At 71.0% G+C, this 14781-nt stretch carries 10 protein-coding genes; 4 read left to right on the top strand and 6 right to left on the bottom strand.

Going from position 1 to position 14781, the window contains the following annotated elements:
• Positions 1–103: 103 nt before the first annotated feature.
• On the top strand, positions 104–1075 hold the full coding sequence (locus OG504_RS06785) for an aldo/keto reductase (protein ID WP_405988905.1): 972 nt from the start codon (positions 104–106) through the stop codon (positions 1073–1075).
• Between the two features lie 77 nt (positions 1076–1152).
• Here OG504_RS06785 and OG504_RS06780 read toward each other — a convergent pair whose 3' ends face one another.
• A complete protein-coding gene (locus OG504_RS06780) occupies positions 1153–1932 on the bottom strand; it encodes a phytanoyl-CoA dioxygenase family protein (protein ID WP_405988904.1) in 780 nt (259 codons plus the stop codon).
• Between the two features lie 575 nt (positions 1933–2507).
• Here OG504_RS06780 and OG504_RS06775 point away from each other — a divergent pair.
• Positions 2508–4322: a ricin-type beta-trefoil lectin domain protein gene (locus OG504_RS06775; RefSeq protein ID WP_405988903.1), complete on the top strand. Its 1815-nt coding sequence runs from the start codon at positions 2508–2510 to the stop codon at positions 4320–4322.
• A 3-nt stretch (positions 4323–4325) separates the two neighbouring features.
• On the opposite strand, the gene OG504_RS06770 is transcribed toward OG504_RS06775, so the two are convergent.
• The 4 genes from OG504_RS06770 to OG504_RS06755 form a co-directional block, all read right to left on the bottom strand.
• On the bottom strand, positions 4326–4820 hold the full coding sequence (locus OG504_RS06770; protein WP_405988902.1) for a universal stress protein: 495 nt from the start codon (positions 4818–4820) through the stop codon (positions 4326–4328).
• Between the two features lie 16 nt (positions 4821–4836).
• Positions 4837–6150, bottom strand: a complete 1314-nt coding sequence (locus tag OG504_RS06765) for an arsenic transporter (protein ID WP_405988901.1) — start codon at positions 6148–6150, stop codon at positions 4837–4839.
• 7 nt (positions 6151–6157) lie between these two features.
• Complete coding sequence (locus tag OG504_RS06760; RefSeq protein ID WP_405988900.1) at positions 6158–6880, bottom strand: DUF4232 domain-containing protein; 723 nt, start codon at positions 6878–6880, stop codon at positions 6158–6160.
• A 124-nt stretch (positions 6881–7004) separates the two neighbouring features.
• A complete protein-coding gene (locus OG504_RS06755) occupies positions 7005–8387 on the bottom strand; it encodes a serine/threonine-protein kinase (RefSeq protein ID WP_405988899.1) in 1383 nt (460 codons plus the stop codon).
• Positions 8388–8433: 46 nt separating this feature from the next.
• Between OG504_RS06755 and OG504_RS06750 the strand changes: the two genes are divergently transcribed.
• On the top strand, positions 8434–8985 hold the full coding sequence (locus OG504_RS06750) for an RNA polymerase sigma factor (RefSeq protein ID WP_405988898.1): 552 nt from the start codon (positions 8434–8436) through the stop codon (positions 8983–8985).
• A gap of 25 nt (positions 8986–9010) precedes the next feature.
• Here the strand turns inward: OG504_RS06750 and OG504_RS06745 are convergent, their stop codons facing one another.
• Positions 9011–11386: a SpoIIE family protein phosphatase gene (locus OG504_RS06745; RefSeq protein WP_405988897.1), complete on the bottom strand. Its 2376-nt coding sequence runs from the start codon at positions 11384–11386 to the stop codon at positions 9011–9013.
• A gap of 256 nt (positions 11387–11642) precedes the next feature.
• Between OG504_RS06745 and OG504_RS06740 the strand changes: the two genes are divergently transcribed.
• Positions 11643–14735, top strand: a complete 3093-nt coding sequence (locus OG504_RS06740; RefSeq protein WP_405988896.1) for a glycoside hydrolase family 2 TIM barrel-domain containing protein — start codon at positions 11643–11645, stop codon at positions 14733–14735.
• Positions 14736–14781: the final 46 nt, after the last annotated feature.

Raw genomic sequence — 14781 nt, 5'->3', positions numbered from 1 at the left:
GGCCGCGCCACTCGTCAAGGGTGCGCGCACATGAGCGACTTCGAGTACCCACGAAGTCGTACGCTCCGAAGCGGTACCGAACTCGAAGGCAGGAGCAGCAACGATGCAGTACGTGAAGCTCGGTTCGACCGGCCTGGACGTCTCGCGGATCTCTCTGGGCTGCATGACCTACGGACTCCCGGACCGCGGCACCCACGAGTGGACCCTCGACGAGGAGGCGTCGCGCCCGCTGATCCGGCAGGCGCTGGAGGCCGGGATCAACTTCCTCGACACGGCGAACGTGTACTCCGACGGCACCAGCGAGGAGATCACCGGCCGGGCGCTGAAGGCCTTCGCCCGCCGTGACGAGGTCGTCCTCGCTACGAAGGTGCACGGCAGGACGCGTCCCGGACCCAACGGTGCCGGACTCTCCCGCAAGGCGATCATGTCCGAGATCGACCACAGCCTGGAGCGACTCGGCACCGACTACGTCGACCTCTACCAGATCCACCGCGCCGACCCGCACACCCCCGTCGAGGAGACGATGGAGGCGCTGCACGACCTGGTGAAGGCGGGCAAGGTCCGCTACATCGGGGCGAGTTCGATGTACGCGTGGCAGTTCGCCAAGCACCAGCACATCGCCGAGCGGCACGGCTGGACGAAGTTCGTGTCGATGCAGAACCACTACAACCTCCTCTACCGCGAGGAGGAGCGCGAGATGCTGCCGCTCTGCGCGGACCAGGGCGTGGGTGTGCTGCCCTGGAGTCCGCTGGCGCGCGGCCGTCTCACCCGGGACTGGGGCACCACCACCGAGCGCAGCAGCACCGACAACTTCGGCAACCGCCTCTACCAGGACGGCGACCGGGCCATCGTCGAAGCGGTCACCCGGATCGCCGGCGACCGGGGCGTCCCGCGCGCCCAGGTCGCCCTCGCCTGGCTGCTGCACCAGAGCACGGTGGCCGCGCCGATCGTCGGTGCGGCCAAGCCGCAGCACATCGAGGACGCCGTGGCCGCCGTAGAACTGGAGCTGAGCGACAAGGAGTTGGAGGAGCTGGAGCAGCCCTACACTCCGCACGCGATCAGCGGGCATTCCTGACGCAGCTCGGCAGGGCTTGCTCCCGGTCACCCTGAAGCGGCTCAACAGGGCTTGTTCCAGGTGCTCTTGACGGACCGTCAGTGCGGGCCGTGCGGTGCGAATTCCGTGCCGCACGGGCCCGCCCCGGCGCTCTCCGCCAGCGGCACCCGCTCGCCGCTCATCGAGATCGTGCGGTAGAAACTCCCGATGCGGTCGGCCGAGCGGCCCACGTAGTGCCCGATGAACGAACGGCGGAAGCGGTCCGGGCTGCGGTTGGGCTGCGAGCCGTGCACCAGGCTGCCGTTGAAGAACAGGACGTCGCCGGGCGCCATGTCGACCGGTACGGGCGTGAGCCCCGGCGGCGGTGGCACGTACTCGCGCGCGAAGGACACCCCGGGATCCGCCTCCTCCGGGCAGAACACGTCCATGCGATGAGTGCCGGGCACGACCTCCAGGCCGCCGTTGTCCCGGTCGATCTCGTCGCACGCGATCCACGCGGCCACACACGTGCCCGGCTCGGCCCGCAGATAGAAGTTGTCCTGGTGCAGCGCCTGGCCGCGCGCTCCCGGCGGCTTGAAGTAGAACATGCTCTGCGCTGCCAGTACTTCCTCGCCGAACAGGCGCTCCAGGACGCTTCGCAGACGCGGGTCCAGGAGGAGACGCAGGGCGAGTCGGCTGATCTCGTGAGGGTGCATCACCCTCGGGTGGGTCCGGAGGGGATCGTCGGAGACGCGTGGTTCGAAGTGCCCGGGGACCGGGCCGGACGCGTGCAGCGCCGTGAACTCCGCGCAGAGCCGGTCGATTTCGTCGTACCTGAACAATCCGCGCGCGACCGTGAACCCGTCCTCCTCGAACGCGCCGATGTCCGTGGCCGTCATAGGGACCTCCTCGGTGTTATGTCACACCACAGTGTCAGGAGGCCGGGCGTGTGCCTATTGGTTGGTCGTGAACTCCCTCATCGGTGATGGCGGGGAAGCCGTCAACTCCCGTGACGCCAGTGACTCGTCGGGCAATGGGCCGGGCTGCCGGAACATGACCTGGGAAAACCGGATGAAGGCCGTCCCCTCGTCCGACGCTCGGGGTCCGCCGGGCGGCCTCCGGTCAATGGTTTCGGGATTTCCCGTGTGGATACGGTGGCAATCCCATAACGGACCCGATTGACGAATCGTCAAATTGGGTGGACCGGACCGCAATGCACAAAACCCAGGGAGACCTTGTTCCGCCTCGCTGGCCTGTGCAAAGGTGTGCCTGTCGGCGCGCGGGCACATAGATGATTCCCCTCCGCGCGCTCGAGGCCGCTCCCGTACGTCACCCCCCTTGCTTCAAAAGAGCTGCCCCAGGCGGACGTTCGGGATGCCATCAATCGGACGGGTGGACTTTGTCGACCTGTCGACGGGGTCGCATACCCGCCGGTATGGACCGAATTCCACGTTTCACCTGGAGGAATGCAGCCGTGAAGGACGCAGGTCCCTCGAATTCCCCGAGTTCCGCTCACCACTTCGAAGTGACCGACGAGCAGCTCAGCGCCGAGCTGAAGAAGTGGACGGGGACGACGCCCGCGCTGCAACCCGTCGGCGAACTGCTGGACCGGCACTGGGAAGCGGCCTTCGCCTATGCGCGGCTGTGCACCGACGGACCGCATCACGCCGGAATGCTCACCACGGCCGCTTTCACCCGGCTCTTCGGGGAATCCCTGCGGCAGTCGGGACCGACCGCGGCCTGGCGCCCCCAGGTACTGGTCACCGTGCGCCGTATCGCCGCGGAATGGGTCGCCGACCACCGGCAGGAAATGCTCCACCCCGATCTGCGCTGGGCGAGCGGCGACGGCGACCGCGGCGCGGCCCGGATGCTGCCCGTGCCCGAACGGCGCCTGCTCTCCCGGGCGTTCCAGCGGCTGCCCCAGTCGGCCCGCACCCTGCTCTGGCACATCGAGGTCGAGTCCGAACCCTTCTCGATACCCGCCGGACTGCTGGGCCTGGACGAAGGAGGCGCCGACGTCGAACTCGGGCGCGCCCGCGGCCGGTTGCGCGAGGAATGCCTCCAGGTCCACCGCGAACTCGCCCAGGACGACGAGTGCATGCGGTACATCCGGCTGCTGGACGTCACCTTCCGGCGCGGCGGCGCGGAGGTCGACCCGGACCTCGCCATGCACCTCAGCGTCTGCAAGCACTGCCGGTACACCGCCGACCAGTTGAACCAGTTCAACGCCGGGCTCGGCATCGCGCTGGCCGAAGCGGTGCTCGGCTGGGGCGCGCGGGCCTACCTGGAGGTCAGGGCCGGCAGCCGCGTGCTGCCCGCCGAGGTGTCGTCCGCCTCGACCGAACTCGCGGTGCACCCCGGCCCGCGGCGCGGCGAACTCAGATCGGCCCACAAGGCGGCCCGGCGCGTCCGCCGCCGCAACCTCGCCGTGGCCGTGCTGACCGTGAGCGGACTGGTCGTCCTCCCGCTCGTCCTGTGGTCCATCGGCGGCTCCGGCGGCGACAAGACCACCACGGAGAGCCAGGCCGCCGGCGCCGCCGGCACGGGCAAGGAATCCGCCGACCCCTCCTGGGCCAGCAAGAACGACACCACCCAGGGCACGCTCAGCGGCCGGCTGCACAACGTCGAGTCCGGCCTGTGCATCGGCGTCGCCGGCAACAAGCCCCTCAAGGGCAACGACGCGGAACTGCAGACCTGCTCCTCGGCGGCCGGCCAGCAGTGGTCGTACGAGACGGACGGCCGCCTGCGCAGCACCGCCGACCCCGGCCTCTGCCTCGACTCGCACCTCGCCTTCGAGGTACAGCTCGCCCCCTGTACGAGCGCGTCCTCGTCGACCGCGAAGAACATCCGCTACGACTTCACGCTCCAGGGCATCCTCGTACCGCGCTGGAACCAGGACCTGGCGCTGACTCCCGCCTCCACCGACGGCGGCGGCGCGCTCGTCCTGAAGAACCGGGCGGACGGCTCGGCGCAGCGCTGGGTCTTCGACACCTCGAAGGCCGACCCGCAGATGCAGGTCGTCAACTGGGACACCGACAGCACCGGCTCGCCGACCCCGACGACGAAGAAGGCCACCCCGACGCCCTCGAAGACGCCGACGGCGACGCCCACCCCGACGCCGAGCGCGTCGACCCCGCAGTCCACGCCGACGACCTCGGCTCCGACCATGGACTACTGCGACTACTACCCGTCGTACTGCACGGGCGGCAGCCAGGGCGGCTGGGGCGGAGGCGGCGGATACGGGGGCGGAAACGGCGGCGGAAACGGCGGCGGTGGACACGGCCGCTGAGCCTCAGTGCGGCGGATGCGGCGGAGGTGGCGGCATGGTCGAGATGCCCGGCGCCGCCTCCGGCCACACCAGCAGCACCGGACAGGGCGCGTGATCGACGGCGAACCGGACGGCGGGCCCGAGACTGTGCGGGCCGAGCCGCGCCCGGTCGCCGTCCCGGGCCAGCACCAGCAGATCGGCGTCCCCGGCGGCGGCCACCACCTCGCGCTCCACGCGCCCGGCCCGCTCCGTCAGGGTGCACGGCCGCCCCAGCCGCTCGGCCGCCGCCTCCAGCAGCTCCGCAGCCGACGTACTCCCCAGGTCCTCCAGCCGGGTCCCGGGATCGCGCTGCGGACCACCCCGGCCGAGCAGCCCGGCGAACGCGCCGTGCGCGACCCCGGGCAAGTCCGGTCCGCTCACATGCAGCAGCACCACCTCGTCCGCCTCCGGCGCATGCGTCCGTACGGCGTCCACGCAGGCGGGCCATGTGCCCTCGACCAGCCAGGCGATCACACGCATTCGGCCTCCCTCGGTGTCAGAGAACCTGGAGCGACACCCACAGTGCCAGCACCGCCGGGACGAGCGCGGACGGCACGGCGAGCAGCCCCAGCTTCGTGAACTCCTTGAGATCCACGCCGTGTTCGTGCTGATGCACGATCCGCCGCCACAGCAGCGTCGCGAGCGACCCGGCGTAGGTCAGGTTCGGTCCGATGTTCACCCCGAGCAGCACGGCGAGCACGGCCCCGGGCCCGGACTGCGCGGTCAGCGGCAGCAGGACCAGGACCGCCGGCAGGTTGTTGATGAGGTTCGCCAGTACGGCGGCCAGGGCGGCGATCCCGAGGAGCGCCGCGATGCCGGTCCCGCCCGGCAGGAGGTGCCCGAGCGCGTCCGAGAGCCCGTTGTCCACCACGGCCCGCACCACGATCCCGAGCGCCAGCACGAACGCGAGGAAGGACGGCGCGGCGGCCCGCACGACCGTGAGCGGGGTCGCCTGCCGCCGTAGCAGCGCCCGGCCGGCGAGGACCAGCGCGCCCGCCAGCGCGGCCCAGGCCGGATCGATGCCGATCGCCGAGGTCAGCACGAACCCGGCGAGGGTGCAGGCGACGGTCGCCAGCGCGAAGACCGGCAGTTCGGGCTTGTCGCCGGACGTAGGGGAGGGTGCCGCCGCGGCGAGGTCTCGGGCGAAGAAGCGCCGGAACACCAGGTACTCGGCGCCGATCGCGACCAGCCAGGGCAGCACCATCAGCCCCGCGAAGCGGGTGAAGCTCAGGCCGCTCGCCGCGAACGCGAGGAGGTTCGTGAGATTGGAGACCGGCAGGAGCAGCGAGGCGGTGTTCGAGAGGTGCGTGCAGGCGTAGACGTGCGGCTTCGGACGGACACCCATCCGGGACGCCGTCGCGAACACGACCGGGGTCAGCAGCACGATGGTGGCGTCGAGACTCAGGACGGCCGTGATCAGCGAGGCCAGCGCGAACACCGCCGTCAGCAGCCGACTCGGACTGCCCTTCGCCCACTCCGCCATCCACGCCCCGCAGGCCCGGAACAGCCCCTCCACATCGCAGAAGTGGGCCAGCACGAGCACCGCCGCCAGGAACCCGACCACCGGCCCGAGCTGCTCGGCCTCCGCCCGTGCGTGGTCGAGCGAGATCGCCCCGGTGGCCACGGCGATCCCGGCGGCGGGGACCGCCATCACCGCCTCCGGCCACCCGAAGGGACGTACGACGGCCCACACGAGGACGGCGACGAGCAGGACGACGGACAGGGTTTCGGCGAGCGGGGTGTTCAGGGGACGGTCCTCCGGGACGCGGGACGTGGTGCCCGCCCCATGTAACCAGGCCGCGGCGCGCAACCCGTGATCAGGAACCCGTACCCGCGCTGAACACCGTCAGACGCACCGAGGACGAGTTGCCCGACACAGGCACCGCGCCGTTCGTCCACGTCACGTGCAGCGCGTCCTTCTCGTCGGGCGGGGTCACCGCCAGCCGGCTGGGGGTCGCCGTCTTCGCGCCGCTGATCTCCGGGTTGGAGAAGGTCAGGCCCGCCCAGGCGCTCTGCCCCGGCTTCAGCGTGACCGTGGTGGCGGTGCTGCCGGACTCGCGCTGCGGGTCGTCGCCCAGCTGCGTGCCGGACGCGTTCAGGAACGCGGCGCCGGGATAGCCGCGGACCGTGCAGGTACGGCCCGACGCGTTGGTGAGGACGATCGGGAAGTTCTCCTGCCCGGCGCCCGGGTCGTTGCCGCCGACCTTCGCCTTCAGCTCGGAGGTGTGGCACCGGCTGCTGCTCGCGGTGCCGGTGTTGGTGCTCGTGCCGCCGGAGCCCGAGGACGTGGAGGTCGACGTGGAGGAACCCGACGAGGTCGAGTCCGAGCCGGTGGCGGTGTCGGTGCCGCCCGACGTGGAGGCCGGCGTGCCGGACCCGTCGGCCGAGGCGTCGCCGCCCGCCGGCGCGGCCGTACCCGACTCGGTCTGCGGGCTGCTCACCGTGCCGCTGCCGTCGCCACAGGCCGTCGTCAGGCCCAGTACCGCGACCGCGCTCACGAGCAGGGCCGCCCGGCGCAGGGACTGAGACGTGTTCGCCATCTTCAACACTCCTGGAAGTTCACCGCACAGCGCCTCGCGCGCTGTCACAAGGGTCCGATGCGGGTGCGCGTCGAAAGGTTCGCGGGATCACCGGATTTTTTTCTGACAGTGATGTCGACAGTGATCAGGTGACCCGCAGCGACCGGAGTATGCGCGCGGTCGCGTCGCCGCTGTGCTGCCGGATCTGGACGTACACCTGGGGCTGCGCGGCGCCGCCGACCATGCGGAGCGCGGTCTCCGAGAGGGTGCCCGTGCTGCCCGAGCAGTCGCTCCAGGTGCGGATCGTGCCGCGCCAGGTGGCGTTCGAGTAGGCGCGGCTGCCGTCGTAGCGGCAGCCGGAGTGGGCGATGCCGTCCACCTCGCTCGTCACGCTGCCGTGCTCGCTCAGGCCGATGAACACGCCGTTCACGTCCGCCGACAGGTCCGGCCACTTCGACAGGTCGTCGGCGACGGCCAGCCCCGGCTCCTGCCCGGCCGTCAGCCCGAGGGCGTGCGGATTCCAACCCGAGTCACGCAACTGACGGCCCCACGCATTGGGCACATCGGCCACGATCCGGCCGGTGCTGTCCTTGACCCGCAGATCTGAACTCCCGGGTGACGACGACAGGTTCAGCACCGCGGTGGCCGCGCCGGCGGCCACCACGACGAACAGCCCCGCCATCAGCGCGACACTCCGGTGCCGACTGTGCGGCCTGCGTTGCCTGCGCGTGGGGGCAGCCTCGGCGGTCAGCCGCTCCAGCTCCTCCGCGAACTCCCGCGCCGTCGGCCAGCGCCGCTCCCGGTCCGGCTCCAGCGCGCGGAGGAGGGCACGCTGGACGTCGGGGGACACGTCCGGCCGCAGCCGGTCAGGTCGTACGACCTGACCGGGCGCCCCCGGGACCGTGCCCGTGAGCAGCTCGTAGCCGACCGCGCCCAGGCTGTACACGTCGGCGCGCTCGTCGATGCCGTACCCGGGCTGTGCCTGCTCCGGCGGCTGATAGCCCGCCGAACCAGCGGCCAGGGTGAGGCCGGACCCCTGCGCCAGGCTCTTGGCCAGGCCCAGGTCGGCGAGCAGGACGCGATAGCTGCCGTCCGGGGCGGTGCGCAGCAGCACGTTGGTCGGCTTGATGTCCCGGTGGACGATCCCCGCCTTGTGCAGAGCGGCGGCGCCCCGGGCGGCCAGCGCGGTCAGCCGCAGCGCCTCGGGGACAGGCAGGGGGCCCGCGGTGAGCAGATCGGCGAGGGTGCCGGCGTCGGCGTACTCCATGACGAAGTACGGCCGCCCGTCGGGCAGCTCACCGATGTCGTAGACCTGCACCACCCTGTTCGAGTCGGCCCGGCGCAGCAGGCGGGCCTCGGAGAGGAAGCGGTCGACGATGTCGAGGCGGTGCGCCCAGTTGTCGGCGAGGACCTTCACGGCCACCGGGGCTTCGAGCACGTCGTCGTGCGCGAGCCAGACCGTGCCGAACGCGCCGGTGCCCAGGCGGCGTTCGAGTCTGTAGCGGCCGATCTGTTCGACGAAGTGCATGGGACTATCATGCCTGCTCGTAGACCGAGGCGGAGGAGTGGATCCAGTGCGGGACACGGTACGGACCGAGGAGCTGGCGCGGCGGGCCGCGGCCGGTGACACGGGTGCCCTGGACGAGCTGCTGCGGTCGATCGGCCCCGAGGTCCTGAGGCGGTGCGGGCGGTTCCTGCCGTGCCGTGAGGACGCCGAGGAAGCGGCGCAGGACGTACTGATGCAGGTCGCCCGGAAGATCGGCACGTTCGAGGGCCGCAGCCTCTTCAGCACCTGGCTCTACACGGTGGTCGCCAACGGCTCGCGGCAGAAGTACCGCGAGCTGAAGCGGCGGGCCGCCGAGCAGCCGGCCGAGATCGACACGTCACAGCACGTCGACCCGCGCACCACGAGCGTGATCGCCGGCTCGAAGATCGACCTCCTGGAGGCGCTGGAGCGCCTGGAGCGGGAGCAGCCGCACCTGGTCGCGCCGCTGGTGTACCGGGACATCTGCAATCTGGAGTACGCCGACATCGCCGAGCGCCTCGGCATCCCGCTCGGCACCCTCAAGTCCCGGCTGCACGAGGCCCGCCGTCAGGTCAGGCCCTGGCTGACCGACCTCTCCTGAGCCGACCGACCTCTCCTGGCACGGCTCAGACCTCGTCGAAGAGGGACAGCTCCGCCCAGATCGTCTTGCCGTCGGCCGTGTGCCGGCTGCCCCAGCGCTGGGTGAGCTGCGCGACCAGGAGCAGGCCGCGCCCGCCCTCGTCCCAGGTCTTGGCGCGGCGCAGGTGCGGGGCCGTGTGGTTGGTGTCGGAGACCTCGCAGATCAGCGTGGTCGCGTCATGGATCAGCCGGAGCCGGATGGGGTGCGCGCCGTAGCGGATCGCGTTGGTGACCAGCTCGCTCACCACCAGCTCGGCCGTGAACCCGGCCTCGCTCAGGTTCCACTGGTCGAGCTGTTCTACGACCTGCTTGCGGATCGGGGCGACGAGTGACGGGTCGGCCGGGATGTCCCAGGTCGAGACCTGCTCGGCCGGAAGTCCCTGCGTGCGGGCCAGCAGCAGCGCCACGTCGTCGGCGGCACCGCCCGGCGGGAGCACGGCGTGCAGGATCCGGTCGCAGGTCTCGTCCAGGGAGTCCGAAGGGGCGTACAGGGCGTCGAACAGCAGCCGTTGACTGTCGTCGAGGTCCCGCTCCCGGCTCTCGATCAGCCCGTCGGTGTACAGCGCGAGCACGGTGCCCTCGGGCAGCTCGAACTCGGCCGACTCGAAGGGCAGCCCGCCCAGGCCCAGCGGCGGTCCCGCGGGCAGGTCGACGGGCTCGGGCGGACCACCGGGCCGGATCATGACCGGCGGCGGATGCCCGGCACGGGCCAGCGTGCAGCGCCGCGACACCGGGTCGTACACCGCGTACAGGCAGGTCGCGCCGACCTCGCCCGGGCTGCCCTCGCCGCCGGCCTCCGCGGACAGCCGTACGACGAGGTCGTCGAGGTGGGTCAGCAGCTCGTCGGGGGCCAGGTCGATGTCGGCGAGGGTGCGGACGGCCGTGCGCAGCCGGCCCATGGTGGCGGAGGCCTGGATACCGTGGCCGACGACGTCCCCGACGACCATGGCGACCCGCATCCCGGACAGCGGGATCACGTCGAACCAGTCGCCGCCGACCCCGGCGCGTGCCGCCGGCAGATAGCGCGAGGCCGCTTCCAGGGCGGCCGTGCGCGGCAGTTTGCGCGGGAGCAGGCTGCGCTGGAGGGCCAGCGCGGTCTCGCGTTCGCGGGAGAAGCGGCGGGCGTTGTCGATGCAGACGGCGGCGCGGGCCGTGACCTCCTCGGCCAGCAGCACGTCGTCGTCGGCGAACGGGTCGATGCGCCGGTACCGGGTGAGGACCGCCACGCCGAGGGTGACGCCGCGGGCCTGGATCGGTACGGCCATCGAGGAGTGGATGCCGTACTCCTCCACGCGCCTGGTGCGGGTGCGGTCCCAGGCGAGCCAGAGTTCGAGGGCCCGGCCGGAGGCGACGAGCGTGCGGCCCGCGACCAGCGCGTCGGCCTGCGGGGACTGCTCCGGGTACAGGTTCAGCTGGCCCGGTTTGGCGACGGCCTCGGGGCTGCCCTGCTGCACCGACTGGTGCGCGGCCCGGCGCAGCCGGATCGGCGCGGTGATCGCCGTCGGGGGCTCACCGCCGTGCTCCTGCGGGTCCAGCAGGTCGATGCTGACGAAGTCGGCGAGGGCCGGCACACAGACGTCCGCGAGCTCTTGGGCCGTACGGGTGACGTCGAGGGTGGTGCCGATGCGGACGCTCGCCTCGTTGACGAGTTGCAGCCGCTCCCGCGACAGGTAGTTCTCGGTGAAGTCGTGCGCGGCCAGGCACACGCCCCGCACCCGGCCCTCGGCGTCGGTGATCGGCGCCATCCGGGCCAGCCACGCGTGCGCGGTGTCCTCACCGCCGGTGCGCATGTAGATCTGGAAGTCCTCGGCGGTGCCGGAGGTGAGCACGCGCAGCATGTACTGCTCCAGCTCCGAACTCTGCGTCTTCCCGCCGATCTCGGTGATCCGCAGCCCCTGGATGCGCTCCTCGGGCAGCCCGATCACATCGGCCATCGCGTCGTTGACCCGGCTCAGCCGCAGTCGCTCGTCGTAGACCGCGATGGCGCACGGCGACTGGGTCAGCGCGGCGGTCGCGAGAGGGTCCTCGGAGGCGGGCGGACCGCCCCCTTCCAACGGTGTCACGACGAGCCAGTCGCCAGGCCCGCCGTCCCGGGGCCGCCGGTGGTGGGCCAGCAGCCACACGGGCACCGCTCGCCCGTCGCGATGGCGCAACGAGACCGTGCCGTCCCAGCGGGCACCCGTGATCCCGGGCAGCGCCTCGGCACCGCCGGCCAGCAACCGCACGGCCGGGCGGCCCACGACCTCGTCCGCGGTGTGGCCGAGGAGCCGCCTGGCCCCGTCGTTCCACTCCACCAGAGTGCCCGCGTCGTCGATGACAACCCGCGCCGTCGCGGCATCGTCGAACGGGTAGACCGGTCTCATCGTCGCCACTCCATTGCGCGCACTCACAGTGAACAGACACGCCACTTGCGTTCCAGCCTAGTGCGTCACAGTCCCGCGCGGACGAGAACCCCCAGGGCCGGGGGCCGCGGTGGGCAAGGGGGAAAACCGGTCGAAGTGGCACACGGGACAGCTGTCCGCCTCCGCACCCTTGACGGCCCGGAGTGGCACCCCGTCAGAATCTGTTCGGTCACGATCAGTTGTGAGTACTTCTGGGCCCTGATGAGGGAGAGCCGCCATGACGGTCACTCGCAGATCGGTTTTGATCGCTTCCACGGCCGCGCCGACGGCCGCATCACTCCTGTCCGCCCCGCCCGCACACGCCGCCGCAGCGGGCGTGTCCGGCCGCCGCACGGTCCCCCTCCGGGACGGCTGGCGCTTCGCGCTGGTCAACCCGGGCGGGATCACCGACCCGACCGGCGCCTACGCCACGGCAGCCGCCCCGGACTACGACGACTCGGCCTGGCGCCAGGTCGCGGTCCCCCACGACTGGAGCATCGAACAGACCCCCACCACGGCATACGGCACGACCAGCGGCACCGGGTTCTTCCCCGGCGGCCTCGGCTGGTACCGCATCGCCTTCACCCTGCCGCCGGTCTTCACGGGCAAGCGGATCTCGGTCGAGTTCGACGGCGTCTACATGGACTCGTACGTCTTCTGCAACGGCACGCAGGTCGGCCAACACCCCTACGGATACACGGGGTTCGCCTTCGACCTCACCGACCTGGTGCACACCGACGGCACCACGGAGAACGTCGTCGCGGTGCAGGTACGGAACCAACTCCCCAGCAGCCGCTGGTACTCGGGCAGCGGCATCTACCGCGAGGCCCGCCTCGTCATCACCGAACCGGTGCACGTCGAACGGTGGGGCACGTACGTCACGACCCCGGACGTCACCGCCGAGCGAGCCGTCGTACGGGTACGGACGACCGTGCTGAACGAGTCGGGCACCGCGAGCGAGGTCGAGATCGGATCGCGGGTCGTCGACCCCGGCGGCCGGACGGTGGCCCGCGCCGGCTCCACGGTCACGGTCGCCGACCGCGGCACCGAGACCCATGAACTCACCGTCCCCAAGCCCAAGTTGTGGGGCATCGAGACCCCGGACCACCGCTACACCCTGGAGACCGAACTGCGGGTGGCCGGCAGGAGGGTCGACACGTACAGCACCCCCTTCGGCATCCGCACCTACCGCTTCGATCCGGACGAGGGCTTCTCCCTCAACGGCACGCACACCAAGATCAAGGGCGTCGACCTCCACCACGACCAGGGCGCCCTCGGCTCCGCGATCAGCCTTGACGCCGTACGCAGGCAGTTGAGCATCATGAAGTCGATGGGCGTCAACGCCTTCCGCACCTCGCACAACCCGCCCTCGCCCCAAATCATCCAGGCCTGCGAGGAGTTGGGCATCGTGATGATGGTCGAGGCCTTCGACTGCTGGCACACCGGCAAGACGACCTACGACTACCATCGTTTCTTCGACGACTGGTGCGAGCGGGACGCCACCGAGATGGTCCTCGCCGCCCGCAACTCGCCCGCCGTGGTGCTGTGGTCCATCGGCAACGAGATCCCCGACTCCACGTCCACCGCGGGCCTCGCGATGGCCGACCGCATCATCGGCGCGGTCAAGGCGGCGGACGACACCCGGCCGGTGGTCATCGGCTCGAACAAGTACCACGGGATCCCCGCCAAGGGCTCCGCCGCCGACCTCATGCTCGCCAAGCTCGACGGACTCGGCCTCAACTACAACACCGCCAAGTCGGTCGACGGCCTGCACGCGGCCTATCCGGACCTGTTCCTCTTCGAGTCGGAGTCCTCCTCGGAGACCTCGACACGCGGCGCCTACCAGGAGCCGGAGCACCTCAACACCGGCGAGAACTACACCCCGGGCCGGCGCGACACCTCCTCGTACGACAACAACCTCGCCTCCTGGACGATGAGCGGCGAGTACGGACACAAGAAGGACCGGGACCGGAAGTGGTTCGCGGGCCAGTTCCTGTGGTCCGGCATCGACTACATCGGGGAGCCGACGCCGTACGACGTCTTCCCGGTCAAGGCGTCCTTCTTCGGCGCGGTCGACACGGCCGGCTTCCCGAAGGACATGTACCACCTCTTCCGCAGCCAGTGGGTCGGCGAGCCCATGGTCCATCTGGTGCCGATGAGCTGGAACCACCAGCCGGGCGACACGGTCGAGGTCTGGGCCTATGCCAACGTCGACACCGTCGAGCTGTTCCTCAACGGAAAGTCCCTGGGCGTAAGGGAGTTCGACACCAAGACGACCACCGACGGCCGCACCTACCTGGAGACCACCGAAGCCACCGGCGACGACAAGACCTTCACCACCGGCCCCTACCCGGGCAGCTACACCAGCCCGAACGGCAGCGCGGGCAAGCTCCACCTGATGTGGAAAGTCCCGTACGAGCCGGGCGAGTTGAAGGCGGTCGCGCGCAGCGGCGGGAAGACGGTCGCATCGGACGTGCTGCGCACGGCGGGGGCCGCGCACGCCGTGCGCCTCACGGCCGACCGCAAGTCCCTTGCCGCCGACGGCCGTTCACTGGTCTTCGTGACCGCGGAGGTCGTCGACGCCCACGGTGTCGTCCTGCCCGACGCGGAGGATCTGATCGCCTTCGAGGTGAGGGGCGGGTCACTGGCCGGGCTCGACAACGGGCGGGAGGAGAGCGTCGAGCGTTACCAGGCAAGCACCCGAACCGCCTTCCACGGCAAGGCACTTGCAATCGTGCGGTCCGGTACGAAGGCGGGCTCGCTGAAGGTGACGGCGCGGGCGGAGGGGCTGCGGGGCGGGACGGTGACGGTGCGGACGACGCCTGGCCGGGACGTGGCCGCGACGTCGGCGCCGCGCTTCGAGGCCGACCACCCGGCGCCCCTGAACTACCCGTACGCCGACGCGAGTTACTCGGGCCGACCCGACACGCTCCCCGCCGCCATGCTCGACGGTGACTCGGCGACCGGCTGGTCCAACGCGTTCGCGAAGTCGGCCACGGCTCTGCTGCCGGGGTTCAGTGGGGCTCGTGCGGAGGACTGGGTGTCGGCGGACTGGGGGAGGGGGCGGTCCTTCGACCGGGTGGAGGTGTCGTTCACGCTGGACGGGACACACAGTCTGCCTGCGGCGGTGGCGGTCGCGGTGTGGGACGGGCGCAGGTGGGTGCCGGTCGCGGAGACTGCCGTCGACTGGGCCACGGCCTCGGACGCTCCGACCGTCATCACCTTCGGTGCCGTGCGCGGATCGCGGGTGCGGTTGACGCTGACGAGCAGCCACCCTGGGACTGCTCAAGGGGCCCTACGGATCAGCAAGTTGGAGGCTCCGGCAGGGTAAGGAACAGGTAGCGAAGTCGTCGACGGCCCGGACGGGAACGTGGCCT

The sequence above is a fragment of the Streptomyces sp. NBC_00986 genome (genome assembly GCF_045162565.1).
In the GTDB taxonomy this organism is placed as follows: domain Bacteria; phylum Actinomycetota; class Actinomycetes; order Streptomycetales; family Streptomycetaceae; genus Streptomyces.
Note: the sequence above shows the minus strand (reverse complement) of the source record. Positions and strands in the feature narration are given on the sequence as shown.

Coding starts and splice junctions, on each gene's coding strand:
- OG504_RS06785 (WP_405988905.1), top strand. CDS start 104: ATGCAGTACGTGAAGCTCGGTTCGACCGGCCTGGACGTCTCGCGGATC.
- OG504_RS06780 (WP_405988904.1), bottom strand. CDS start 1,932: ATGACGGCCACGGACATCGGCGCGTTCGAGGAGGACGGGTTCACGGTC.
- OG504_RS06770 (WP_405988902.1), bottom strand. CDS start 4,820: ATGCGTGTGATCGCCTGGCTGGTCGAGGGCACATGGCCCGCCTGCGTG.
- OG504_RS06760 (WP_405988900.1), bottom strand. CDS start 6,880: ATGGCGAACACGTCTCAGTCCCTGCGCCGGGCGGCCCTGCTCGTGAGC.
- OG504_RS06755 (WP_405988899.1), bottom strand. CDS start 8,387: ATGCACTTCGTCGAACAGATCGGCCGCTACAGACTCGAACGCCGCCTG.
- OG504_RS06745 (WP_405988897.1), bottom strand. CDS start 11,386: ATGAGACCGGTCTACCCGTTCGACGATGCCGCGACGGCGCGGGTTGTC.
- OG504_RS06740 (WP_405988896.1), top strand. CDS start 11,643: ATGACGGTCACTCGCAGATCGGTTTTGATCGCTTCCACGGCCGCGCCG.